The following is a 23,039-nucleotide window of genomic DNA, read 5'->3' as shown; positions in this document are numbered from 1 at the left end:
TATCGTGGCTAACGAACCACCGAACCGCGAGGGGCGGTGGGACACCCGATCTGAGAGCACGAACGACTGTTGCCCGTGCGTACACGGGCTGAATGGGATGAGACGATGACGACGCTCGAAGTGACCAACGACCCGGTACGGGACTACCTCAACGCCATCGGCCGCACGCGGCTCCTGACCGCCGAAGAGGAAGTGGCCCTGGCCAAGAGGATCGAGGTGGGAGTGCTGGCCGGCGAGCGGCTGGCGATCCGCCCGAACCTGACCCCGCGCGAGAAGCGCGAGCTGCAGTACCTCGCCGACGACGGCAAGCGCGCCTTCGAGCGCTTCATCGAGGCGAACCTGCGCCTGGTGGTCAGCATCGCCAAGCGCTACGCCGGCCGCGGCCTCCCCGTGATGGACCTCATCCAAGAGGGCAACCTGGGCCTGGTCCGAGCGGTGGAGAAGTTCGACTACCGCACGGGCAACAAGTTCTCGACCTACGCGACCTGGTGGATCCGCCAGTCGATCCTGCGCGGGATCGCCGACACGGCCCGCCTCATCCGCATCCCCGTCCACACGGTGGAGAAGATCGACAAGCTCGACCGCATCCGCCGCGACCTGGGCGGAGAACTGGGCCGCACGCCCACTCTGGAGGAGATGGCCGAGGCGTCGAACCTCGCTCCCGCCGAGGTGCACAAGCTGCAGATGAGCGACTCCGAGACGGTCTCGCTGGCCGTCCCGGTCGGCGAGAACGAGGGCGCGGAGCTCGGCGACCTCATCGAGGACGGCGACTTCGCCGGCCCGCCGGAAGCCGTCGAGGTGGAGTTCCGTCACCGCGACCTCGAGGAGCGCCTCCGCGAGCTGCCGCCGCGCGACGCCAAGGTGGTGCGCATGCGCTTCGGCCTCGACGGCCACAAGCCGATGACCCTCGACGAGGTCGGTGAGGTGTACGGCATCACCCGCGAGCGCGTCCGCCAGCTGGAGACCCGCAGCCTGAAGCGCCTGCGCTCGCCGGAGCTGCTCGAGTACCTGCGCTGACGCCAGGCGCCTTATCGCGAGCCCGTCGATGGCCGCCCGCACCCGAGGGATCGGGGCGTGCGGCCATCGGTGATTTTACGGATGGACGTCATGGATGCCCGTTCCCGCCGTCTTACGAAGTGAGGGTCTCCCTCGGCGAATCGACGGCGAAAGGAACACCATGCGTAGACGGAAGACCATGCGACGGAGCGGTCGAGTCGGGTGGAAGGTGGCGGCGTCCGCCGTCGTCGCGGCACTGCTGATGGGCGCAGGCGGCGTCGCCGCCTCGGCGGAGCCGGCGTCCGACACCTCCGTCGAGAAGAACCTCGCTCTGGGCGGCACGGCGACGCAGTCGTCCACCTGGCAGTGGCTCCCGTCGGCGACAGCGGACAAGGCGATCGACGGCAACCCGGACGGGACCCTGTCGAACGGTTCGGTCACGCATACGGACGCGGGGCAGGACTCGTGGTGGCAGGTCGATCTCGGACGCACCGCGACGATCTCGGCGATCGAGATCCTCAACCGCACGGATTGCTGTCAGGAGAGGCTCGAGGGGGCCCGCCTGTTCCTGTCTGCGAAGCCGTTCGACACGACTCTCACTCCGGAGCAGCAGGAACGCCGAGCGGGCGTGACCACCTACACGCTGGGAAGCTATGCGTTTCTCCGCCAGCAGCAGATCAACCTTCCCGCGCGCTACGTGATGGTGCAGGTGCCGGGATGGAAGCTCTTCTCGCTGGCGGAAGTCCGCGTGCTCGGCTCCTGAGACGACCGGAGCACCGGCGGTCAGCGTCCCGGAGGCGAGTCGGCGTCGACCTCGTCGGCGCCGAGCGCGCCGATCTCCTCCGTCAGCTGCAATCCCTGGGCGCTGTTGGACGAGACGGTGAGCTGCTCCAGCCAGGTCTTGTTGATGCGGGGATGCCGTCCGCCGCTGTAGCGGAAGAGCAGCGGGATCGCGGGATCGACCCAGATCGCACTGCGGCCGTCTCCGACGCCCTGTTCGTCGCGCCAGGAGAAGAAGAACCCCTCCTTGCGACGCAGCTTGAGCCCGATCACGATCTGCAGATGCGCCAGGACCCGGTCCTCGAAACCGATCTCGGTGGTTCCGCCGTAGATGAGCTTGCCCATGGGTGAAACGTACAGGACGTTCGCGGAATGCCCGCATCGGCGTCCGTCCGTGACATGCGCTACACGCAGATCCCGGCCTGACCGGCTGGCCCGAGCGATGCTGCTGCGCTGACCGCGGGCGGTCCGCGTCCCGCCGAGAGGGCGTATCGTCCAGCGCATGAGCCCCACCCGCATCCTGGTCACCGGCGCCACCGGCTACATCGGCGGCCGTCTCGTCCCCCGGCTGCTCGCCCGCGGCCATGACGTGCGCGTGCTGGCGCGCTCGCCGCAGAAGCTGACGGACGTGCCCTGGTCCGGTCAGGTGGAGGTGGTGGAGGGCGACCTCCACGACGGCGACGCCGTCGCGCGCGCCGTGCGCGACGTGGACGTCGTCTACTACCTGGTCCACGCCATGCGCGCCCGCGGAGACTTCGACGAGGAGGAGGCGGCCGCGGCCCGCACCGTCGCGGAGGCTGCGAAGGCGGCGGGCGTGCGCCGCATCGTCTACCTCGGCGCCCTGCATCCCGATGGGGAGCTCTCCCGGCACCTGCGCTCGCGCGTCGCCGTCGGCCGCATCCTGCTCGACTCGGGCGTCCCGACGGTCGTGCTGCAGGCGGGCGTGGTGATCGGCTCCGGGTCCGCGTCGTTCGAGATGATCCGGCATCTGACCGAGGTGCTCCCGTACATGCCAGCGCCGCGCTGGGTGCGCAACCGCATCCAGCCGATCGCCATCCGCGACGTCCTCCACTACCTGCTGGAGGCCGCCGACCTCCCGCCGGAGGTGTCGCGCCCGTTCGACATCGGCGGTCCGGACATCCTCCGCTACGGCCAGATGATGAACGCGTACGCGGTGGAGGCCGGGCTGCCGCAGCGGCCGATCGCCTCCCTGCCGGTGTTCACCCCGTGGCTGGCGTCGCAGTGGGTGAACCTGGTGACGCCCATCCCGCGCAGCCTCGCCGTCCCCATCATCGAATCGCTGCAGTACGACTGCGTGATGCGCGAGCACGACATCGACGCGGTCATCCCGCCGCCGCCCGAGGGGCTGACGTCGTACCGGCGGGCCGTCCGGCTCGCCCTCGCGCGCGAGCGGTCGGGGGAGGTGGAGACCAGCTGGCAGGACGCATCGGTCGCCGGCGCGCCGAGCGACCCGCTGCCGAGCGACCCGGAGTGGTCGGGGCACACCGTCTACACCGACGTGCGCGAACGCGACTCGACGGCCGATCCCGAGCTGCTGTGGCGCGTCGTCGAGGGCATCGGCGGAGAGCGCGGCTGGTACTCCTTCCCGCTCGCGTGGGCGCTGCGCGGCTGGGCCGACAAGCTCGTCGGCGGCGTCGGTCTCCGCCGCGGGAGGCGCGACGCCGATCACCTGAACACCGGCGACGCGCTCGACTGGTGGCGGGTGGAGCGGATCGAGCGGGGAAGCAGCCTCCGGCTGCGTGCCGAGATGCGGGTGCCGGGGCGTGCGTGGCTGGAGCTCGCGGTCCGTCCGCGGGAGGGCGGAGGGTCGCAGTACCGTCAGCGTGCCGTGTTCTTCCCACGTGGGCTGTCTGGCCGGCTCTACTGGTTCGCGATCCTGCCGTTCCACGGCGTGATCTTCAACGGGATGGCGAACCGGATCGTGTACGAAGCGGAGCACCCTCAGGCGGCTAGCCGCGTCGCACGCCCGACCCGGCAGCAGAATCCGACGCCGGGGTCGCCTCGGAATCCGACCCGGAATCCTGCTCCGGGTCCGCTGCCGGATCGTCCGACCCGGCAGCAGGGACCGACGCCAGCGTCGTCGCGCTGAGGTCGCGGAGGAAGCGGGTCACCGTGTCGCGGTCATCGGGGCTGAGCGAGCGCACCACCTCGAAACGGCGGGCGTGCTGCAGCCCCATCGTCCGCCGGACCTCGCGGTGCGTCTCCGGCGTGATCTCGACCGTGACGGCACGGCGGTCGGTGGGATGCGGGCGGCGCACGACGTGCCCGGCGCGCTCGAGGCGGTCAAGGAGCTTCGTCGTGGATGCGGTGGAGATGTGCAGATGGTCGGACAGCGCGCCGGCGGTCACCGGCACGTCGGCGTTCATCGAGGCGATGATGTACCGCAGGGCCCGCATGTCGGTCTCGTTGAGCTTCATGTGCGTGCGTGACTCGAAGCTGAGCCGCTGGTCGGCCTCGCGCCACTCGCGCATCGCCGTCAGGAGGCGCAGGATCTGCGCCATCTCCGCTTCGCTCAGATCGTCGTGGCGGACGAGCTCCTGTCGCGGATCGATGATGCGCGGATCGGTCAGCGATGCCGAGATGCGCTTCGCGTCGCGTCGCGCGTCATCCCGGGCCGGTGTCATGCGGACATCCTATTCCCATCTGTAAGAAGCGTGCTAAGTTATTTGCTACCCAAGCTAGACAAGGGAGCGCCGGGTATGACACAGCTGCACCCCGAGGTACGGACTCCTGACGCACCGACCGCTGACGGAACGGCGGCCGGGGACGGCGCCCTGGCGCTCGACCTGGCAGCGGTCGAAGAGCGACTCGGAGCCTTCTTCGACGCTCGGATCTCGGCGGCCTCCGCGTACGACCCGTCGTACCGCAGGCTGTGGGAGTCGGCGCGGGATGCGGCCGAAGGCGGCAAGCGCATCCGCCCGCGCTTCGTCCTCCTGGCGTACCGCGGACTCGGCGGCGCCGAGCGCGACGTGGCCTGCACCGCTGCGATGGCCTACGAACTCCTGCACACCGCTTTCCTGCTGCACGACGACGTCATCGACGGCGACACCGTCCGGCGCGGCCGGCCCAACACCGCGGGCGAGTTCGCCGCGGACGCCGTGGCCCGGGGGGCGAGCAGCCACCGCGCCCGGCGCTGGGGCGAGTCCGGCGCCATCCTCGCCGGCGACCTGCTGCTGCACGCGGCGGCCACTGTGCTCGCGAGGGCCGACACCGACGAGTGGACGCGGGAGCGCCTCCTCGACATCCTCGACCACAGCGTGTTCGTCACCGCGGCGGGCGAGCTCGCCGACGTCGCCCTGTCGGAGCGGCTCGGCGATGACGCCCCCGCGCTCGAGGACGTCCTCGCCATGACGGAGCACAAGACGGCCGCCTACTCGGTCTCCGGGCCGCTGATGACCGGCGCGCTGCTCGCCGGCGGGGGAGAGGACGTGCTCGCGTCGCTGGCCGAGTACGGACGGCTCGTCGGCATCGCCTTCCAGCTCGGCGACGACCTGCTCGGCGTCTTCGGCGCGGAGGACGTCACCGGCAAGAGCATCGTCAGCGACCTCCGGCAGGGCAAGGAGACCTCTCTGATCGCCTACGCCCGCGGAACAGCCCGGTGGGAGGAGGTCGCACCCTCCCTGGGCCGCGGCGACCTCGCACCCCACGAGGCCGGGCGTCTGGCGAGCGTGCTCGAGGAGTGCGGCGCCCGCCGGTTCGTCGAGCGGCTGCTCGCCGACCACGTCGATCGTGCGGTCGCGCTGCTCGACTCCCCGTCCATCCCGCCGGCACTGGCCGAACCCCTCGCCGACGTGGCACGCTCCTGCATTGGGAGGATCGTATGACTCGAGCGCCCGAGGCCCCGGCGGCCACCGTGCCGACCGACCTCGCCACCTACACGGAGGCGGCGCATGCGGGTGCTGCCACGATCATCCACGCGTACTCGACGTCGTTCGGGATGGCGACCCGTCTTCTCGCCGCGCAGATCCGACCGCGCGTGGAGGATGTCTACGCGCTCGTCCGCGTCGCCGACGAGATCGTCGACGGCGCGGCCGCCGAGGCCGGCCTCGACCTGGACGACCAGCGCGCGCTGCTCGACGCGCTGGAGGACGACACCGAGCGCGCGATGCGCACGGGATACAGCGCCAACGTCGTGGTGCACGCCTTCGCGGTGACCGCACGAGCGACCGGCATCGGGGTCGAGCTGACCCGGCCCTTCTTCTCGTCGATGCGACGCGATCTCAGCCCCGTCGACTTCACCGCGGAGGAGCTGCGCGAGTACATCTACGGCTCCGCCGAGGTCGTCGGGCTGATGTGCCTGAAGGTCTTCCTCTCCGACCATCCGGTGACCGATGCCACGCGGCGGAGGCTGGAGGCCGGAGCGCGACGGCTGGGCTCCGCTTTCCAGAAGATCAACTTCCTCCGCGACCTGGCCGTCGACTGGACCGAGCTCGGCCGCAGCTACTTCCCGGGCATCGACCCGGCCCGGCTGACGGAGCGCCAGAAGCTCGCCCTCGTCGTCGACATCGACTGCGACCTCGGAGCGGCGGCCGACGTCATCCCGGAGCTGCCGGACAACTGCCGCAGGGCGATCATCGCCGCGCACGGGCTGTTCTCCGAGCTGAGCGACCGCATCCGGATGACGCCGGCGAGCGAGCTGCTCACGCGCCGGATCAGCGTGCCCGCGCGCGTCAAGGTCGCCATCCTGGCCCGGGCGACCGTCTCGGCGGCGCTGCCGCGCTCCGCCTCGGGATCGCGGCCATGAGCGGGCAGACCGCCGTCGTCATCGGCGGCGGGATCGCCGGTCTCGCGACCGCGGCCCTGCTCGCCCGGGAGGGATACGGCGTCACCCTGCTCGAGCAGAACGCCGCCGTCGGGGGCCGGGCGGGCTCCTGGGAGCACGACGGCTTCCGCTTCGACACCGGGCCGTCCTGGTACCTCATGCCCGAGGTCTTCGACCACTTCTTCCGGCTGATGGGCACCTCCACCGCTGAGCAGCTCGACCTCGTCACCCTCGACCCCGGCTACCGCGTGTTCTCGGAGGACGGCCGGCCGCCGCTCGACATCCTCGCCGACGGCGCCGCCAACCGCGCGGTCTTCGAGCGGGAGGAGCGCGGCGCGGGCGCCGCGCTCGACCGCTACCTGGCCGGAGCGGCCGAGACGTACCGTCTCGCCGTCGACCGCTTCCTCTACAGCACCTTCGCCGACCTCCGCCCGCTGCTCGCCGGAGACCTGGTGCGGCGGCTGCCCCGCCTCGCCCGGCTCCTCCTGGAGCCCCTCGACCGCTACGCCGCCGGCTTCGTGCGCGACGTCCGGCTGCGCCAGGTGCTCGGCTACCCCGCGGTGTTCCTCGGGACATCGCCCGACCGCGCGCCGAGCATGTACCACCTGATGAGCCACCTCGACCTCGACGACGGCGTGCGGTATCCGCTCGGCGGTTTCGCCGCCCTGATCGACCGGATCGCCGCGCTCGCCGCGGACGCGGGCGCCCGCCTCCAGACCGGGGCCAGGGTCGTCGCCATCCGCACCACGGACTCCTCGCCGCGTCCGCGGGCATCCGGTGTCGACTACCGGGACGCGTCCGGCGCTCTGCACTCGATCGACGCGGATGTCGTCGTGTCGGGCGCCGATCTGCACCACACCGAGACCGTTCTGCTGCCCGAGGCGCTGCGCACCCACCCCGAGAAGACGTGGGAGCGCCGGGACCCGGGCCCCGGCGTCGTCCTGGCCATGCTCGGCGTGCGCGGGAGGCTGCCGCAGCTGACGCACCACAACCTCTTCTTCACCACCGACTGGAAGGCGAACTTCGAGACGATCTACGGGCCGGACCCGGGCATTCCCGACCCGGCGTCGCTGTACGTCTGCATGCCGAGCGAGACGGATCCCGACGTCGCGCCGGAGGGGCACGAGAACCTGTTCGTGCTCATCCCGGTCCCCGCCGACGTCTCACTCGGCGCCGGCGGGATGAACGGAGCGGGCGACCGCGCCATCGAGCGCGCCGCCGACGCCGCCATCGCTCAGATCTCCGCCTGGGCGGGCATCCCGGATCTCGCCGACCGCATCGTGGTGCGGCGCACGGTCGGGCCGGAGGACTTCGCGACCGAGTTCAACGCCTGGAGCGGAGGCGCCCTCGGCCCCGCCCACACCCTGCGGCAGAGCGCGTTCTTCCGACCGGGGAACGCATCGAAGAAGGTCGACGGCCTGCTGTACGCGGGATGCTCGACGATCCCCGGCATCGGCCTCCCGATGTGCCTGATCAGCGCCGAGCTGGTGCTGAAGCGGCTGCGCGGCGACGGCGGTGCGGGTCCGCTGCCCGAGCCCCTTCCCGCCCCGCAGGCGGAGCGGGTGCCGTGACCTTTCTCTACCTCGGCTGCCTGCTGATCTCGCTGGCGGCGATGGTGCTGCTCGACGCTCGCTTCCGGCTGGTCTTCTGGCGGGATGCGCGCCGGGCGGCGATCGTCCTCGTCCTCGGCCTCGCCTTCTTCCTGGCGTGGGATGCCGCCGGTATCCTGCTCGGCGTGTTCGCCCGGGGAGAGTCGCCGTTGATGACCGGCGTGGAGCTCGCTCCGGAGCTGCCGCTGGAAGAGGTCTTCTTCCTCCTCTTCCTCTGCTATCTGACGCTGGTGGCGGTGTTCGGCGCCCGGGCCGTGCTGGATGCGCGGCGCCGGGCCGACGGGCGCCGGGAGCCGGAGCGGGAGAGTGCCCGGTGACGTACGCGCTGCTGAGCATCGTCTTCCTGCTGATCGCGGCGTCGGTGCTCGCCGTCGCTCTCGCGACCGCCCGCGACCGCGCTCGTCTCGTGCGTCGCTGGTGGGGTCCGGTCGCTGTCGCGGCCGCCGCCATCCTGGTGCTGACGGCGGTGTTCGACAACCTGATGATCGGGGCGGGATTCATGACATACGACGGTGCGCGGATCAGCGGCGTTCGCCTGGGACTCGTGCCGCTCGAGGACTTCGCCTATCCGATCGCCGGCCTCCTGCTGCTGCCCGCCCTCTGGCTGCTGACCCGGCGGCGGGGGAGCGGGTCGTGACCGCCGTGGCCCCGGCAGCTCCGTTCCGGCAGCTGGTGCTGGCGTCGCGCCCGCTCAGCTGGATCAACACCGCGTTCCCGTTCGCGGCCGCCTACCTGCTGACGACCGGGCGGGTGGACGCCACCTTCGTCGTCGGGACGATCTTCTTCCTCATCCCGTACAACCTGGCGATGTACGGCATCAACGACGTCTTCGACTACGAGTCCGACCTCCGCAACCCGCGGAAGGGCGGGGCAGAAGGGGCGCTCCTCGACCGGTCGGCGCACCGGCGCACGCTGATCGCGGCGGCGGTGACGACCATCCCGTTCGTCGTCTACCTGGTGATCGTCGGGTCGCCGCTCTCGTGGCTCGTGCTGGCCTTCTCCCTGTTCGCCGTGCTGGCGTACTCGGTCAAAGGTCTTCGCTTCAAGGAGGTGCCGTTCCTCGACTCGGCGACCTCCAGCGTCCACTTCGTGAGCCCGGCCCTGTACGGACTGGTGCTCGCCGGCGCGACCTTCACTCCGCAGCTCTGGCTGGTGCTGCTCGCGTTCTTCCTCTGGGGCGTCGGCAGCCATGCCTTCGGCGCCGTCCAGGATGTCGTCCCCGATCGCGAGGGCGGCATCTCCTCCATCGCAACGGCGATCGGCGCGGCGGCGACGGTCCGGCTGGCGATCGGAGCGTGGGCGGCCGCGGGCGTGGCGATGCTGTTCACCGCCTGGCCCGGACCGCTCGCTGCCGTGCTTGCCATCCCGTACATCGCCGCCGCCGCACCGTTCTGGTCGGTGCCGGACGCCGAGTCCAGCATCGCGAACCGCGGTTGGCGCCGCTTCCTCTGGATCAACTACGCGTGCGGCTTCGTCGTGACGATGCTGCTGATCGTGTGGGTGCAGGTGCGCTAGTCGCGCTTCGGCAGCTGCTGCAGGGTCCAGGCGTTGCCGTCGGGGTCGGTGAAGTCGACGAACCGGCCCCAGGCGAGGTCCGCGACGCCGCGCGCCTCGACGCCGTGCTCGGTGAGGTGGGCCAAGGCCGCGTCGGCGTCGGGGACCACGATCTGGAGTCCCTTCATCGTTCCGGGCGCCATATCGGTCAGGCCCTCGCCGAAGGCGATGGAGCACGCGGAGCCGGGAGGCGTGATCTGCACGAACCGGAGTTCCGGCGAGACGCGCTGGTCGTGATCGGCGTTCCAGCCGAGCGAGTCCACGTAGAAGGCCTTGGCCCGGTCGACGTCCGTCACCGGGAGGATGATGAGCTCGATACGCCAGTCGCTGATGGTCATGGTGACACCCTTTCGTGTTCTGTTGTCACCAGGCTAGAAGCCGATGCGGTCAGTTTCCGGCCGCAATCGGATTTCGGCGTTTTCGCGGCCACGCGCGCTATCGTCGTAATCTCCCGCCCAGCCAGAACCGAAAGCGACGCCCCAGCGATGAGCGACTCCCCGGCCGCCCCGAGCCCCTACGAGGTCCTCGGCGTCCGACCGGATGTGAGCCACGACGATCTGCGTCGCGCGTACCGTCGGCTGCTGCGGGAGACCCATCCCGACACCGGAGGCACAGCGGCCGCGTTCCAGGCGGTGCAGCGGGCGTGGGAGCTGGTCGGAGACCCGGAGGACCGGGCGCGATACGACCGCGGAGAGAGCATCACGGTGGATGCCGTTGCCGGCGACTCCGCGGGCGGCGGCTTCAGCGCGACCTTCCACACCGCGCATGCGTCCTCGCGCGGCGCGACCGTCCGCGCCCGCAGCTACGGGCACCCGGGTGGGCGCTCGCGCGAACGCTTCCTCTCCCTCATGCGCGAGTGGATGGGCCGGGGCACCGACGACCGCGACCCGTACGACCCCGCGCTGGTGCGCTCCGCTCCGCGCGAGATCCGCCAGCTGCTCGCGGTCGCGCTCGCCGAGGAGGCGACGGCCCGCGCGGTCTCCGGGCTCGGCATCGGCTTCACGATCTGGAACGACGTCGCGGTCCATCCCTCCACCGACGCCAAGATCGACCACATCGTGCTCGGCCCCGCCGGACTGTTCGCCATCCGCTCGGCCGACTGGGGAGCCCCGGTGAAGCTGGCGAAGGGCGAGGTGGTCGGCGAGGGCGTCGGCCCCGACGAAGAGCCCTTCCACGACCTGTACCACGCGGCCAAGAGCTTCGGGCGTCAGGCCGGCGTGCGGTTCACCGGGTACATCATCGTCGTGCCGGACGACGACCTCGACGTCCCCTTCGACGTCGTGCGTCGCGGCCGGCTGAGCGGCTCGATCCTCGTCCGGCGGTCGCTCCTGCCGCGACTGCTCCGCGACGGCGCCGACGCGGCGGGGCGCGAGAGCGTCGACCGCGCGTTCGAGCTGCGGACCCGGCTGCAGGAGGCCGTGCGGTTCGTCTGAGCGGTGACGCTCTAGACACAGCGCGACCCGCGCGAGGAGAGTGGACGCCATGGTCACCCCACTCGAGATCTTCAGCGGCTTCAGCGTCGACGACATCGCCGCCGCCAGAACCTTCTACGGCGAGACCCTCGGGCTCGCCATCCACGACGGCCCGATGGACAACCTCGACCTCGAGCTCCCGTCCGGCGGTCACGTCTTCATCTATCCGAAGCCCGATCACACGCCGGCGACGTTCACCATCCTGAACCTCGTCGTCGCGGACATCGACGCCGCGGTCGACGACCTCAACTCCCGCGGAGTCGCGACGGCGATCTACGACGATCCGTCGTTGCCGACCGACGACAAGGGCGTGCTGCGGGGACGGGCGGCCGATCGCGGACCGGACATCGCCTGGTTCCGCGACCCGGCAGGCAACGTGCTCTCGGTGCTGCAGAACTGACGCGCGGCGCTCAGGCGCGCTCGTCGTCGCTGTCGAGGTCGCCGCTCTGCAGCAGATCGCGCTCGTGCTCCGGCAGGTCGTCCGTCGAGCGCGGGACGGTGGAGACGAGCTGGAAGGTCGCCTCGTCCGGCCAGGACCGGTCGTCGACCAGCTCGTAGACATCGAATGCGGAGGCGCCGGCGAAGTCGGACGGCACCCGGATACGGTTCGGAGGCACATCCACGTCGCTCGGGAGCGTCAGGGTGTTCGCGGGTACTCCGTCGTCGCCGAGGAGCACGGCGCGGAACGCGTGGGGACGGGAAATCGACACGCTGACACGGTAAGCGTCTCCCGCTGGGAGATCGAGCCCTCCACGGCTTTCGCTCAGCGGCATCCCGACCAAGTCACGGCGGCCGCACGGGAGTTCTACACTGTGCACGTGGACCCCTTCATCGTCTCCCTCTGGATCCTGGCCGCCGCCTGCGCTGCGACCTGGGTGCTGTCCCTGATCACCCGTGAGTACTCGTGGGTGGACCGCATCTGGTCGATCGTGCCCGTGGTGTACGTGTGGGTGTTCGCAGGAGCGGCCGGTCTTGCGGACGCCCGCCTCGACCTCATGGCGGTCCTCGTCACCCTGTGGGGAGCCCGGCTCACCTTCAACTTCGCGCGGAAGGGCGGATACGCCCCGGGCGGAGAGGACTACCGCTGGGTAGTGCTGCGCGGGAGGATGAGCCCGAGCGCGTTCCAGCTGTTCAACCTCCTCTTCATCGTCGTCTACCAGAACATCCTGCTGCTGCTCATCGCGCTCCCGGCGTGGACCGCCTACCAGCACCGGACACCGTTGAACGCGCTGGACGTCATCCTCGCCGCCGTCTTCCTCTTCCTCCTGACCGGCGAGACCATCGCCGACCAGCAGCAGTGGAACTTCCACCGCTGGAAGAAGCTGGAGGTGGCGGCCGGCCGCGAGCCGTCGCCGCGCTTCCTGCAGTCGGGGCTGTTCCGGTTCTCGCGCCACCCCAACTTCTTCTTCGAGCAGGCGCAGTGGTGGGTGCTCTTCCTGTTCGGCTGCGTCGCCGCCGGATCGCTCCTCCAATGGACGGTCCTCGGCCCGCTGCTGCTGACCGCGCTGTTCATCGGCTCGACGGTGTTCACCGAGAGCATCAGCCTGTCGCGGTACCCGGAGTACGCGGCGTACCAGGCGCGCACCTCGCCCGTCATCCCGTGGTTCCCCGGGCGCGGTGCGGACAGGCCGCGCGTGTCGCCCGAATCGCGGTGACGGACCCCGCCCGCGGCTGAGAACCCGGGCTACGGTGGAAGCATGTCCTGCATCCGGTTCAACACCCCCGCCCAGCGCCGCGCCATGCAGAACCACCGGCCGGCCATGCTCACCGCCGAAGAGGCCGCAGCGCTCCACCCGGCCCCCGAGGTGACCGAGAGCAAGCTGCGCCGCCTGCGGCTGCTCGCCTCCGACCCGAATCCGAAGATCCGGGAGGCCGTCGCCAGCAGCTACAACACACCGGAGGACCTGTTCGCGACGCTCGCGAAGGATCCCGACGCCGGCGTCCGCGGCTGCGTCGCCAAGAACGAGGCGACGCCGTGCGACATCCTGCGCGAGCTCGCCGACGACCGCTCCGAGACGGTGCGCGGCTGGGTGGCCGTCAACTACTTCGTTCCAGCGGACGTGATGGAGAAGCTCGCGTCCGACCGCAGCCGCACCGTGCGCAGCCTCGTGAAGTGGAAGGCGTCGCTGGCCGAGGAAGGACCGGCGGCCGACGCGGTCGCCCTGGCCGGCGAGGCGCAGCCGGCCGACGAGAGCCGCCCGGTCCCGGTGGCCTGACATGGCCGGTTCCGCCCCGCACGCGTCGCCGCAGGCCGCAGCGCGGTCCAGCGTCCGCGTCGACTCCTGGGCCTGGGCGGTCCGGCTGTTCAAGACGCGCTCGGCGGCGTCCGATGCCTGCAAAGCCGGTCACCTCAAGGTGAACGGCGAGCGGGCCAAGCCCGCCCAGCCCGTGAAGGTCGGCGATGAGGTCCGCGCCCTCGTCGGCGGCGTCGAGCGCATCTACATCGCACGTCGCCTCATCACCAAGCGGCTGAGCGCCGCGGCCGCCGCCGACTGCTTCGACGACCGCACTCCGCCGCCGCCACCGCGCACCGAGGCGCCGGCCGCCGTGCTGCGTGAGCGCGGCGCCGGGCGCCCGACCAAGCGGGAACGGCGGCTCCTCGAGCAGCTCAGGGGCCGCTGATGGCGTTCGCCCGCGTCGGGATCTCGGGCTGGACCTACGCGCCGTGGCGAGGCGTGTTCTACCCGCCGAAGCTGCCGCACCGCCTCGAGCTGGAGTACGCGGCGGAACGCCTCGACTCCATCGAGATCAACGGGAGCTTCTACTCCCTGCAACGCCCGACGAGCTACCGGATGTGGGCGGAGCGCACCCCGGACTCCTTCGTGTTCTCGGTCAAGGGCGGCCGCTACATCACCCACATCCTGCGCCTGAAGAACGCCAGGGGCGCCCTCGCGAACTTCTTCGCCTCCGGGGTGCTCGCCCTCGGTCAGAAGCTTGGGCCGCTGCTGTGGCAGCTGCCGCCCACCCTGGCGTTCGACCCCGCCGAGGTCGACGCCTTCCTCGGGATGCTGCCCCGCACGACCGCCGAGGCGGCGGAACTCGCGCGCGAGACGACGTTGGAGGAGGACCGCACGCACCTGATACCGGGGGAGGAGCGGCCGCTTCGGCACGCGGTGGAGGTGCGGCACGCGTCCTTCGACGTGCCGGAGTTCACCGCCCTCGCCCGCGCGCACGGCGTCGCGATCGTGCTGGCGGACGCCGCGGGGCGCTATCCGGTCATCCGCGAGACCACCGCCGACTTCTGCTACGTCCGGCTCCACGGCGACGAGGAGCTGTACACCAGCGGATACACCGACGAGTCGCTCGACCGCTGGGCTGCCGAACTGGGCGGCGTCCTCCGCGGTGGGATGGATGTGTACGCGTACTTCGACAACGACGTGAAGGTGCGCGCCCCCTATGACGCCATGGGCCTGCGTGACCGCCTTGCCGACTGGACGCCGCGTCCTCACTAGACTCGGGAGGGTGCAGGGTGAGAGCGCCGTGGTGAGTTCGCGGGTGTGGACGATCCCCAACATGCTCAGCTTCCTCCGGCTCGCGCTGGTCCCGGTGTTCCTGTGGCTGGTCATCGTCGGGGAGGACGGCTTCGCCCTGCTCGTGCTGGTGTTCTCCAGCGTGACCGACTTCCTCGACGGCTTCCTCGCCCGCCGCCTGCACCAGGTGTCGCGACTCGGGCAGCTGCTCGACCCCGCCGCCGACCGGCTCTACATCTTCGCGGCGCTCATCGGGCTGTGCTGGCGCGAGGTCATCCCGTGGTGGCTCTTCGTGGTCATCGTGGCCCGGGATGTGATGCTCGCCGTCCTCGGCGTGATCCTCGCGAACAACGGCTTCGGCCCGCTTCCCGTCCACCATCTGGGAAAAGTGGCCACCTTCTGCCTGTTCTGGGCGCTCCCTCTGCTCATGCTGGGGGAGGCGTTCGCGCCCCTCGAACCCTTCTCCCTTCCGCTGGGCTGGGCGTTCGCACTGTGGGGCGCGTTCCTCTACTGGTGGGCCGGCATCCTGTACATCCGGGAGACGGCACGGGTAATCCGCCTTCCGGCCGATGACACGGGCCCGCGATCGGATACGCTGGACGGCAAGGAGGTTGACGGTGCCTGAAGACATTCACCCGAACGGTCCGGCCGACGGAGCCGATGACGCCGCCAAGGGCCCCCTGCGGGACGCGGCGGGCAACGAGGACACGACCGCGCGTTTCGGCGAGGAGTTCATCTCGAAGATGTACCCCTCGGGCGAGGTGTCGCCGGAGGAGCAGGAGGCCATCGCCGCCCTGCCGTCCGGCTCCGCCCTGCTGATCGTGCGACGGGGGCCGAACTCGGGCGCCCGCTTCCTCCTCGATGCCGACGTCACGACGGCCGGCCGCCATCCCAACGCGGACATCTTCCTCGACGACGTGACGGTCTCGCGCCGCCACGCGGAGTTCACCCGCCGCGGCACCTCCTTCGAGGTGCGCGATCTCGGCTCCCTCAACGGGACGTACTACGACGGCGTCCGGATCGAGAGCGCGCTCCTCGCCGACTCGGCCGAGGTGCAGATCGGCAAGTTCCGCCTCACGTTCTACGCCTCGCGTCACGACCTCGCCGCAGCGGCGAACGGCTAGTGGCCCGGCCGGCCACCAGGGCCGCCGACGGCGCTCCGGCCCTGCTCAGCATCGGCCAGGTCCTCGCACGGCTCACCCCCGAGTTCCCGGACCTGTCGTCGTCGAAGCTGCGCTTCCTCGAGGAGCGCGGTCTGGTGTCGCCGGCCCGGACGCCCTCGGGCTATCGCAAGTTCTCGTCGACCGATGTCGAGCGGCTGCGCGCCGTGCTCGCGATGCAGCGCGACCACTACCTGCCGCTGAAGGTCATCAAGAAGTACTTCGCCGACCTCGATGCCGGGCTGGACCCGGCGTTCCCGGGCACCGCACCGACGGGGTCCATCCTCGCGGGCACGCGCCGCTACCGCCGCGACGAGCTGCTGCGTGAGGCGGGCGCCGACGCCGAACTGCTGCAGGATGCGGTGAGCGCCTCGCTGCTGCCCGCATCCGATGCCTACGGCGACGAGGCGCTGACCGTGCTGCGGGCCCTCGCCGAGCTGCGCCGCAGCGGAATCGAGCCGCGGCACCTCCGCGGATTCCGCGCGGCGGCGGAGCGCGAGATCGGGCTCATCGAGACCGCGCTCGTCCCGATCGCGCGCCGCAACGACGTGAGCAGCAAGGCCAGGACGGCCGAACTCGCCCGCGAGATCGCGGCGCAGCTCGACGTCGTGCGCGGCAGCATCATCCGCTCGTCCATCGCCCGGCTGCGGCCGTGACGGCCCCGGCGCCTCGACACGCCGAAACCGAAAGGGCGGATGTCGTTGCCCGGCGACCGCCGCATGGGTACCGTGGATGAAGCGACGCGGATGCGACGCGCGATCCACAACCCGGGGTGAGAGGCGAACAACATGAGCGAACTGAGTCGTGAAGACGGCGTCGCCCGGTACGACCTCGGACTCCTCTTCACCGACGGCCTTCCCGAGATGGACGATGTGAACGGCTACCGCGGTGCGGTCGCCGCCCGCGCGGCCGGCATCTCGTACCGCCAGCTCGACTATTGGGCGCGCACCGGACTGGTCGAGCCGACCGTCCGCGGCGCCGCCGGGTCGGGGTCGCAGCGCCTCTACGGCTTCCGCGACATCCTCGTGCTGAAGCTCGTGAAGCGCCTGCTCGACACCGGCATCTCGCTGCAGCAGATCCGCACCGCGGTCAACCAGCTGCGCGAGTCGGGCGTGAACGATCTCGCCCAGACCACGCTGATGAGCGACGGCGCGAGCGTGTACCTGTGCACGTCCAACGATGAGGTCATCGACCTGGTCAGCCGCGGCCAGGGCGTCTTCGGCATCGCCGTCGGCAAGGTGCTGCGCGAGGTCGAGTCGAGCCTCGTCGAGCTGGACACGCAGACGGACGCCATGGACGAGCTCGCCGCTCGTCGCGCCGCGCGCACCCGCGCCTCCTAGCCCCGCCCCGCGCCCCGCCCTCCGCCCCTCCGTCGAGTACGCAAAGATTGCACGCTCCGGACCCCGGAAGCGTGCAATTTGTGCGGACTCGACGGAGGGCGCGAGCCCGGGTCAGGAGGGGGCGTTCGCGTACTCGCCGATGCGGGCGGTGCGCAGCACGCGCTCCAGCAGAAGGTCGAAGTTGTGCGCCATCTCCTGGGCGCTCTCGCCCGGCCACACGTGCAGCGGCTTCGCCGCGCCCTGCGCCTGCTGCAGCGACGTACGCTCCGGCAGCTGGGGCGACAGCACGAGCGGCCCGAACATGTCGCGCAGCTCCTTGATGCGGAACTGGTGCTCCAGGGACTGCACGCGCGCGCGGTTGACGATGATGCCGAGCGGCTGGAGGCGCGGGGAGAGTCCCCGGCGGATCTCCTCGATCGCGCGCAGCGCGCGGTCGGCGGCGGCGACGGAGAAGAGACCGGGCTCGGTCACGACGGCGACGCGGTCGCTCGCCGCCCACGCCGTCCTGGTCAGGGCGTTGAGCGACGGCGCGCAGTCGATGAGGACGAGCTCGTAGTCGTGCTCGACGTTGGCCAGCGCCTCCTCGAGCTTCCAGATGTCGCGGATGCTCGGGTGCGGGCCGTCGAAGTTGATCGCGGACGGGCTGCCGATCATGACGTCGATCGTGCCGGAGCGGCCCTTCGTCCAGCCGGACGGGGCGATCGCCGCGCGCACGATCTTCTCCTTGGGGGAGGCGAGCACGTCGGCGACGTTGAGGTGACCGGCGACCTGGATGTCCATGCCGGTCGAGACATCCGACTGCGGGTCGAGGTCCACGACCAGCGTCCTGAGGCCCTTCGCGAACGCCGCCGACGCCAGACCGAGCGTCACCGTCGTCTTTCCGACACCGCCCTTGAGGGAGCTAACGCTGAGTACGTGCACGAGAGCCACGTTACCTTCACTAGTCTTAGAGAACCTAACCGTTTGCTGTGTGGTGTTCACCCCTGCTCGAAAGGTCCCCATGTTCCGAAAGATCCTCGTTGCCAACCGCGGTGAAATCGCCATCCGGGCCTTCCGGGCCGCGTACGAGCTCGGCGCCGAGACGGTCGCCGTCTTCCCGTATGAAGATCGCAATTCGATGCATCGGTTGAAGGCGGACGAGGCCTACCAGATCGGCGAGCCGGGGCACCCGGTTCGCGCCTACCTGGATGTGGACGAGATCATCCGCGTCGCGAAGGAATCCGGCGCTGACGCCATCTACCCCGGCTACGGCTTCCTCTCCGAGAACCCGGACCTGGCCGAGGCGGCCCGTGCGGCCGGCATCACCTTCATCGGCCCGTCCGCGTCCGTCCTCGAGATGGCCGGAAACAAGGTGACCGCGAAGGAGCACGCGATCGCCGCGGGCGTCCCCGTCCTCAAGTCCACCCCGCCGTCGCGCGACATCGACGAGCTGCTCGCGGGCGCGGACGAGATCGGCTTCCCCATCTTCGCGAAGGCGGTCGCCGGCGGCGGCGGACGAGGGATGCGCCGGGTCGCGAGCAAGGACGACCTCCGCGGTGCGCTCGAGGAGGCCATGCGCGAGGCGGACAGCGCCTTCGGCGACCCCACGATGTTCCTGGAGCAGGCCGTGCTCCGCCCCCGCCACATCGAGGTGCAGATCCTCGCCGACAACGACGGCGACACGATGCACCTGTTCGAGCGCGACTGCTCGGTGCAGCGCCGCCACCAGAAGGTCGTCGAGATCGCTCCGGCCCCGAACCTGTCGGAGGACATCCGGCAGGCGCTCTACCGCGACGCCGTCGCGTTCGCCCGCTCGATCGGGTACCAGAACGCGGGCACCGTGGAGTTCCTGCTCGACACGGCGGGCGAGCGCGCCGGCCAGCACGTGTTCATCGAGATGAACCCGCGCATCCAGGTCGAGCACACGGTCACCGAGGAGATCACCGACGTCGACCTCGTCCAGTCGCAGATCCGCATCGCCGCGGGGGAGACGCTGGCCGACCTCGGCCTCAGCCAGGAGACGGTCCACATCCGCGGGGCGGCGCTGCAGTGCCGCATCACCACGGAGGACCCGACGGCCGGCTTCCGGCCCGACACCGGCAAGATCACGACGTACCGCTCGCCGGGCGGCGCGGGCATCCGCCTCGACGGCGGCACCATCAACCCCGGCGCCCAGATCAGCCCCCACTTCGACTCGATGCTGGCGAAGCTCATCTGCCGCGGCCGTGACTTCCCGGCCGCCGTCCTGCGCGCCCGCCGCGCCCTCGCCGAGTTCCGCGTTCGCGGTGTCGCGACGAACATCCCGTTCCTGCAGGCGGTCATGGAGGACCCGGACTTCATCGCAGGCAACGTCTCCACCTCCTTCATCGAGGAGCGCCCGGAGCTGTTCAAGGGCCGCGCGTCCAAGGACCGCGGCACCAAGGTGCTCAACTGGCTCGCCGACGTCACCGTCAACCAGCCCAACGGACCGCGTCCGCTGAGCGCAGACCCGGCCGAGAAGCTCCCGGAGATCGACCTGAGCGCGCCGGCTCCCGCCGGCTCGCGGCAGCGCCTGCTCGAGCTCGGTCCGGCCGGCTTCGCCGAGGCGCTGCGCGCGCAGAAGGCCCTGGCGGTCACCGAGACGACGTTCCGCGACGCGCACCAGTCGCTGCTCGCCACCCGCGTGCGCACCCGCGACCTGGTCGCGGTCGCGCCGTACGTCGCGCGGATGACGCCGGAGCTCCTCTCGGTCGAGGCCTGGGGAGGCGCGACCTACGATGTCGCGCTCCGCTTCCTCGGCGAGGACCCGTGGGAGCGTCTGGCCACGCTGCGCGAGGCGCTGCCGAACATCAACATCCAGATGCTGCTGCGCGGCCGCAACACCGTCGGCTACACCCCGTACCCGACCCAGGTGACGGACGCCTTCGTGCGCGAGGCCGCGGCGACCGGCGTGGACATCTTCCGCATCTTCGACGCCCTCAACGACGTGTCGCAGATGCGCCCGGCGATCGAGTCCGTGCTCGCCACCGGGTCGGCGATCGCCGAGGTCGCGGTCTGCTACACCGGCGACCTGCTCGACCCGGCGGAGGACCTCTACACCCTGGACTACTACCTCCGGCTCGCCGAGCAGATCGTCGAGTCCGGTGCGCACATCCTCGCCATCAAGGACATGGCGGGTCTGCTGCGCCCGTCCGCCGCCGAGAAGCTCGTCGCGGCCTTCCGCGAGCGGTTCGACCTCCCGGTCCACGTGCACACGCACGACACCCCGGGCGGCCAGCTCGCGACGCTCCTCGCCGCCTCGCGCGCCGGAGCGGACGCGGTGGATGTGGCCAGCGCCCCGATGGCGGGCACGACCAGCCAGCCGAGCGCGTCGGCCCTGGTCGCCGCCCTCGCCCACACCGAGCGCGACACCGGCATCTCCCTGACCGCGGTCGAGGACCTCGAGCCGTACTGGGAGGCCGTCCGCCAGGTGTACCGGCCGTTCGAGTCGGGCCTGCCCGGCCCGACGGGCCGCGTGTACAAGCACGAGATCCCCGGCGGCCAGCTCTCCAACCTGCGCCAGCAGGCGAAGGCGCTCGGCCTGGCCGAGGACTTCGAGCTCGTCGAGGACATGTACGCGGCCGCCAACCGCATCCTGGGGCGCATCCCCAAGGTGACGCCGTCGTCGAAGGTCGTCGGCGACCTCGCGCTGCACCTCGCAGCGGTCAGGGCCGACCCGGACGACTTCGCCGAGAACCCGCAGAACTACGACATCCCGGACTCGGTCGTCGGCTTCATGGCGGGCGAGCTGGGCGAGCTGCCCGGGGGATGGCCGGAGCCGTTCCGCACGAAGGTGCTCGCGGGCAAGACCGTCAAGGTGGGCGTCGAGGACCTCTCGGCCGACGACAGCAGCGCGCTCGAGGGATCGAGCGAGGAGCGCCGTGCGACCCTCAACCGCCTGCTCTTCCCCGCTCCCACCCGGATCTACGAGCAGATGCGCGAGCTCTTCGGCGACCTCTCCGTCGTCGACACCCTCGACTACCTCTACGGTCTCAAGCAGGGCTCGGAGCACGTCATCGAGTTCAGCCGCGGCGTGCGCCTGTACGTCGGCCTCGAGGCCATCGGCGAGGCGGACGAGAAGGGCATGCGCACGGTCATGACCACGCTCAACGGCCAGCTGCGGCCGGTGTTCGTGCGCGACCGCAGCATCGTCGTCGAGACCAAGGCCGCCGAGAAGGCGGACACGGCGAAGCCGGGCCAGGTGGCCGCGCCGTTCTCGGGCGTCGTCACGCTGCAGGTCGCCGTCGGCGACGCGGTCGCGGCGGGTCAGGCGGTCGCCTCGATCGAGGCGATGAAGATGGAGGCCGCCATCACGGCACCCGTCGCCGGGACCATCGAGCGGCTCGCCATCCCGAAGACGCAGCAGGTCGACGCGGGCGACCTGCTCGTGGTGATCCAGCCCGCCTGATCGGGATGCGCATGACCGCCCCGGCCCGGGGCGGCCTACAATGACGAGTCGGCGGGACACTCCCGCGGCAGAAGGAGGACGAGACGACGTGGCAGACAGGTCCGACGCCGACGCGCCCGAGGAGCGCGCCCCGCGCGACCTCGTGCCCGCGGATGACGAGCTGACGCCTGCGCGCCCGTTCGAGCCGACGCTGTCGCCGTCGCCGTCGCGGGAGCCGGTGCTGGATGTGGAGTCGACGCTGAGCATCGCCGTCGACCTCCCGCCGACGCCGCCCCGGGAGATCCCAGAGGACGAGGCGGCCGTCGCGATCGACGACGTGCCGGTCGACCCGGGCTTCGTCGCGTCGCCCGCGGAGCCGACCACCATGTCGGTCGCCATCGTCGCCTCCCGCCTCGCCGCGACGCCCGAGGCGCCGGAGGGCGCGGCGGAGCCCGCAGCGGAGATTCCGCCGCTCCCGGCGGCCGACGCGTACGCCGGGTCGCGCCGCGACCGCCTGCGCGGCGAGCAGTCCGGCCAGCCGGAGCCCGCCGCGATGCTGACCGCGGATCGCCTCCTGGAGGTCAACCGGAAGACGCGCCCCGGTCCGGAGGGCCCGTGGCAGCGCTTCGTCTACAACGTCACCTTCCGCACGGTGAATCTCGGCGACTCCGCCAAGGTGCGCGCACGCAAGGAACTCGACCACCGCATCCAGAAGCACTTCGAGGGCGGCGCCCGCTTCGTGCCCGTGCTCACGCGCAAGGGCGGCGTCGGCAAGACCACGGTCACCACGCTGCTCGGGATGGCGCTGGCGTCCGCCCGCGAGGACCGCATCATCGCCATCGACGCGAACCCGGACCGCGGGACGCTCTCGGAGCGGGTGCCGCGGCAGACCCGTTCGACCGTGCGGGACGTGGTGCACAAGGCGGCCAGCATCGGCGGCTTCACCGACTTCTCGGCACTGGTCTCGCGCGACGAGACGCGGCTCGACATCCTCGCGTCCGACACCGACCCGATGCTCTCGGAGGCGTTCGACGAGAACGACTACAACGTCGTCGCCGACCTCTCCGCGCGGTTCTACTCGATCGTGCTCACCGACTGCGGCACCGGCATCGTCCACTCGGTCATGCGCGCGACCCTGCAGCGCGCCGACTCCCTGGTCATCGTGTCCGGCGGAAGTGTGGATGAGGCGCGGCTGGCCTCCGAGACGCTCACCTGGCTGGAGGCGAACGGCTACGGCGAGCTCGTCCGCAACGCCGTCGTCGCGCTGAACACCGCCACGCACGCTACGAACCTGGTGAAGCTGGAGGAGATCGAGGCGCACTTCCGCTCGCGGGTGCGCGAGATCGTCCGCGTCCCGTACGACCCGCAGCTCGCCGCCGGCTCGGTGGTGTCGTGGAAGGACCTCAAGCCGCTGACCCGCCTCTCGGCGCGCACGCTGGCCGCTCTCGTCGTCGAGGGCCTGCCGGCGGAGCGCGACTGAGCATCCCGAC

25 protein-coding genes and 1 pseudogene are annotated in these 23,039 nt (G+C 70.9%); 21 read left to right on the top strand and 5 right to left on the bottom strand.

The features are described from left to right. The first annotated feature begins 105 nt into the window (after positions 1–105). Positions 106–1,017 (top strand): sigma-70 family RNA polymerase sigma factor, encoded by a 912-nt coding sequence (locus tag BJ963_RS07090; RefSeq protein WP_089909932.1) that lies wholly within the window; start codon positions 106–108, stop codon positions 1,015–1,017. A 160-nt stretch (positions 1,018–1,177) separates the two neighbouring features. Further along, positions 1,178–1,759, top strand: coding sequence for a galactose-binding domain-containing protein (locus BJ963_RS07085; protein WP_179455546.1), 582 nt, complete (start codon positions 1,178–1,180; stop codon positions 1,757–1,759). A gap of 20 nt (positions 1,760–1,779) precedes the next feature. On the opposite strand, the gene BJ963_RS07080 is transcribed toward BJ963_RS07085, so the two are convergent. Next, positions 1,780–2,121 carry a DUF7882 family protein gene (locus BJ963_RS07080; protein ID WP_089909938.1) on the bottom strand — a complete coding sequence of 114 codons (342 nt, stop codon included), beginning with the start codon at positions 2,119–2,121 and terminating at the stop codon, positions 1,780–1,782. Positions 2,122–2,278: 157 nt separating this feature from the next. Here BJ963_RS07080 and BJ963_RS07075 point away from each other — a divergent pair, with 157 nt between their 5' ends. Beyond that, positions 2,279–3,886, top strand: a complete 1,608-nt coding sequence (locus tag BJ963_RS07075; RefSeq protein WP_179455544.1) for an SDR family oxidoreductase — start codon at positions 2,279–2,281, stop codon at positions 3,884–3,886. Between the two features lie 145 nt (positions 3,887–4,031). Here the strand turns inward: BJ963_RS07075 and BJ963_RS19365 are convergent. Next, positions 4,032–4,193 (bottom strand): annotated as a pseudogene (locus BJ963_RS19365) (MarR family transcriptional regulator); the annotation flags it as partial. Positions 4,194–4,496: 303 nt separating this feature from the next. Between BJ963_RS19365 and BJ963_RS07065 the strand changes: the two are divergent. Genes BJ963_RS07065 through BJ963_RS07040 form a run of 6 tightly spaced genes read left to right on the top strand, consistent with a single transcriptional unit; the run spans position 4,497 to position 9,684 of the window. Beyond that, a complete protein-coding gene (locus tag BJ963_RS07065) occupies positions 4,497–5,621 on the top strand; it encodes a polyprenyl synthetase family protein (protein ID WP_246298004.1) in 1,125 nt (374 codons plus the stop codon). Beyond that, a complete protein-coding gene (locus BJ963_RS07060; RefSeq protein WP_089909944.1) occupies positions 5,618–6,541 on the top strand; it encodes a phytoene/squalene synthase family protein in 924 nt (307 codons plus the stop codon). The genes BJ963_RS07065 and BJ963_RS07060 overlap by 4 nt, the downstream gene beginning before the upstream one ends. Further along, a complete protein-coding gene (gene crtI / locus BJ963_RS07055; protein ID WP_179455542.1) occupies positions 6,538–8,130 on the top strand; it encodes a phytoene desaturase family protein in 1,593 nt (530 codons plus the stop codon). The genes BJ963_RS07060 and crtI overlap by 4 nt, the downstream gene beginning before the upstream one ends. Continuing rightward, positions 8,127–8,486 (top strand): lycopene cyclase domain-containing protein, encoded by a 360-nt coding sequence (locus BJ963_RS07050; protein WP_179455540.1) that lies wholly within the window; start codon positions 8,127–8,129, stop codon positions 8,484–8,486. The genes crtI and BJ963_RS07050 overlap by 4 nt, the downstream gene beginning before the upstream one ends. After that, the gene (locus tag BJ963_RS07045) at positions 8,483–8,806 is read left to right on the top strand and encodes a lycopene cyclase domain-containing protein (RefSeq protein ID WP_179455538.1); all 324 of its coding nucleotides are present in this window, start codon (positions 8,483–8,485) and stop codon (positions 8,804–8,806) included. The genes BJ963_RS07050 and BJ963_RS07045 overlap by 4 nt, the downstream gene beginning before the upstream one ends. Further along, positions 8,803–9,684, top strand: a complete 882-nt coding sequence (locus BJ963_RS07040) for a prenyltransferase (protein ID WP_089909954.1) — start codon at positions 8,803–8,805, stop codon at positions 9,682–9,684. Before BJ963_RS07045 ends, BJ963_RS07040 begins: the two co-directional genes overlap by 4 nt. Here the strand turns inward: BJ963_RS07040 and BJ963_RS07035 are convergent. Beyond that, the gene (locus tag BJ963_RS07035) at positions 9,681–10,061 is read right to left on the bottom strand and encodes a glyoxalase superfamily protein (protein WP_179455536.1); all 381 of its coding nucleotides are present in this window, start codon (positions 10,059–10,061) and stop codon (positions 9,681–9,683) included. The genes BJ963_RS07040 and BJ963_RS07035 overlap by 4 nt on opposite strands. Positions 10,062–10,208: 147 nt before the next feature. Between BJ963_RS07035 and BJ963_RS07030 the strand changes: the two genes are divergently transcribed. Continuing rightward, positions 10,209–11,156 (top strand): nuclease-related domain-containing protein, encoded by a 948-nt coding sequence (locus tag BJ963_RS07030; RefSeq protein ID WP_089909959.1) that lies wholly within the window; start codon positions 10,209–10,211, stop codon positions 11,154–11,156. 49 nt (positions 11,157–11,205) lie between these two features. After that, positions 11,206–11,595, top strand: coding sequence for a VOC family protein (locus BJ963_RS07025; RefSeq protein WP_179455534.1), 390 nt, complete (start codon positions 11,206–11,208; stop codon positions 11,593–11,595). 10 nt (positions 11,596–11,605) lie between these two features. Here the strand turns inward: BJ963_RS07025 and BJ963_RS07020 are convergent, their stop codons facing one another. Further along, a complete protein-coding gene (locus BJ963_RS07020) occupies positions 11,606–11,905 on the bottom strand; it encodes a hypothetical protein (protein WP_089909965.1) in 300 nt (99 codons plus the stop codon). 108 nt (positions 11,906–12,013) lie between these two features. Here BJ963_RS07020 and BJ963_RS07015 point away from each other — a divergent pair, with 108 nt between their 5' ends. From BJ963_RS07015 to BJ963_RS06980, 8 genes are all read left to right on the top strand, one after another. Next, entirely contained in the window at positions 12,014–12,850 is an 837-nt protein-coding gene (locus BJ963_RS07015; protein WP_425484714.1) for a DUF1295 domain-containing protein, read from the top strand. Between the two features lie 42 nt (positions 12,851–12,892). After that, entirely contained in the window at positions 12,893–13,411 is a 519-nt protein-coding gene (locus BJ963_RS07010) for a hypothetical protein (RefSeq protein WP_179455529.1), read from the top strand. A 1-nt stretch (position 13,412) separates the two neighbouring features. Further along, the gene (locus tag BJ963_RS07005) at positions 13,413–13,817 is read left to right on the top strand and encodes an RNA-binding S4 domain-containing protein (RefSeq protein WP_089909974.1); all 405 of its coding nucleotides are present in this window, start codon (positions 13,413–13,415) and stop codon (positions 13,815–13,817) included. Next, complete coding sequence (locus tag BJ963_RS07000; protein ID WP_179455527.1) at positions 13,817–14,647, top strand: DUF72 domain-containing protein; 831 nt, start codon at positions 13,817–13,819, stop codon at positions 14,645–14,647. The genes BJ963_RS07005 and BJ963_RS07000 overlap by 1 nt, the downstream gene beginning before the upstream one ends. A gap of 10 nt (positions 14,648–14,657) precedes the next feature. Next, positions 14,658–15,290, top strand: a complete 633-nt coding sequence (clsA, locus tag BJ963_RS06995) for a cardiolipin synthase ClsA (RefSeq protein WP_343037236.1) — start codon at positions 14,658–14,660, stop codon at positions 15,288–15,290. Continuing rightward, positions 15,283–15,789 (top strand): FHA domain-containing protein, encoded by a 507-nt coding sequence (locus BJ963_RS06990; RefSeq protein ID WP_269457907.1) that lies wholly within the window; start codon positions 15,283–15,285, stop codon positions 15,787–15,789. Before clsA ends, BJ963_RS06990 begins: the two co-directional genes overlap by 8 nt. Further along, positions 15,789–16,481, top strand: a complete 693-nt coding sequence (gene ftsR / locus BJ963_RS06985; RefSeq protein ID WP_089909985.1) for a transcriptional regulator FtsR — start codon at positions 15,789–15,791, stop codon at positions 16,479–16,481. The genes BJ963_RS06990 and ftsR overlap by 1 nt, the downstream gene beginning before the upstream one ends. 132 nt (positions 16,482–16,613) lie before the next feature. Further along, complete coding sequence (locus BJ963_RS06980; protein WP_018191394.1) at positions 16,614–17,165, top strand: MerR family transcriptional regulator; 552 nt, start codon at positions 16,614–16,616, stop codon at positions 17,163–17,165. A 111-nt stretch (positions 17,166–17,276) separates the two neighbouring features. Here BJ963_RS06980 and BJ963_RS06975 read toward each other — a convergent pair whose 3' ends face one another. Further along, positions 17,277–18,086 (bottom strand): ParA family protein, encoded by an 810-nt coding sequence (locus BJ963_RS06975; protein WP_089916681.1) that lies wholly within the window; start codon positions 18,084–18,086, stop codon positions 17,277–17,279. Between the two features lie 79 nt (positions 18,087–18,165). Here BJ963_RS06975 and BJ963_RS06970 point away from each other — a divergent pair, with 79 nt between their 5' ends. Together BJ963_RS06970 and BJ963_RS06965 are read left to right on the top strand one after the other, a co-directional pair. Continuing rightward, entirely contained in the window at positions 18,166–21,570 is a 3,405-nt protein-coding gene (locus BJ963_RS06970; RefSeq protein ID WP_179455525.1) for a pyruvate carboxylase, read from the top strand. Between the two features lie 88 nt (positions 21,571–21,658). Further along, positions 21,659–23,029: a nucleotide-binding protein gene (locus tag BJ963_RS06965; protein WP_179455523.1), complete on the top strand. Its 1,371-nt coding sequence runs from the start codon at positions 21,659–21,661 to the stop codon at positions 23,027–23,029. Positions 23,030–23,039: the final 10 nt, after the last annotated feature.

Origin of the sequence: Leifsonia soli, from assembly GCF_013408745.1 — a bacterium.
Classification (GTDB): Bacteria; Actinomycetota; Actinomycetes; order Actinomycetales; family Microbacteriaceae; genus Leifsonia; species Leifsonia soli.
This window is presented reverse-complemented; position numbering and strand designations above follow the sequence as displayed.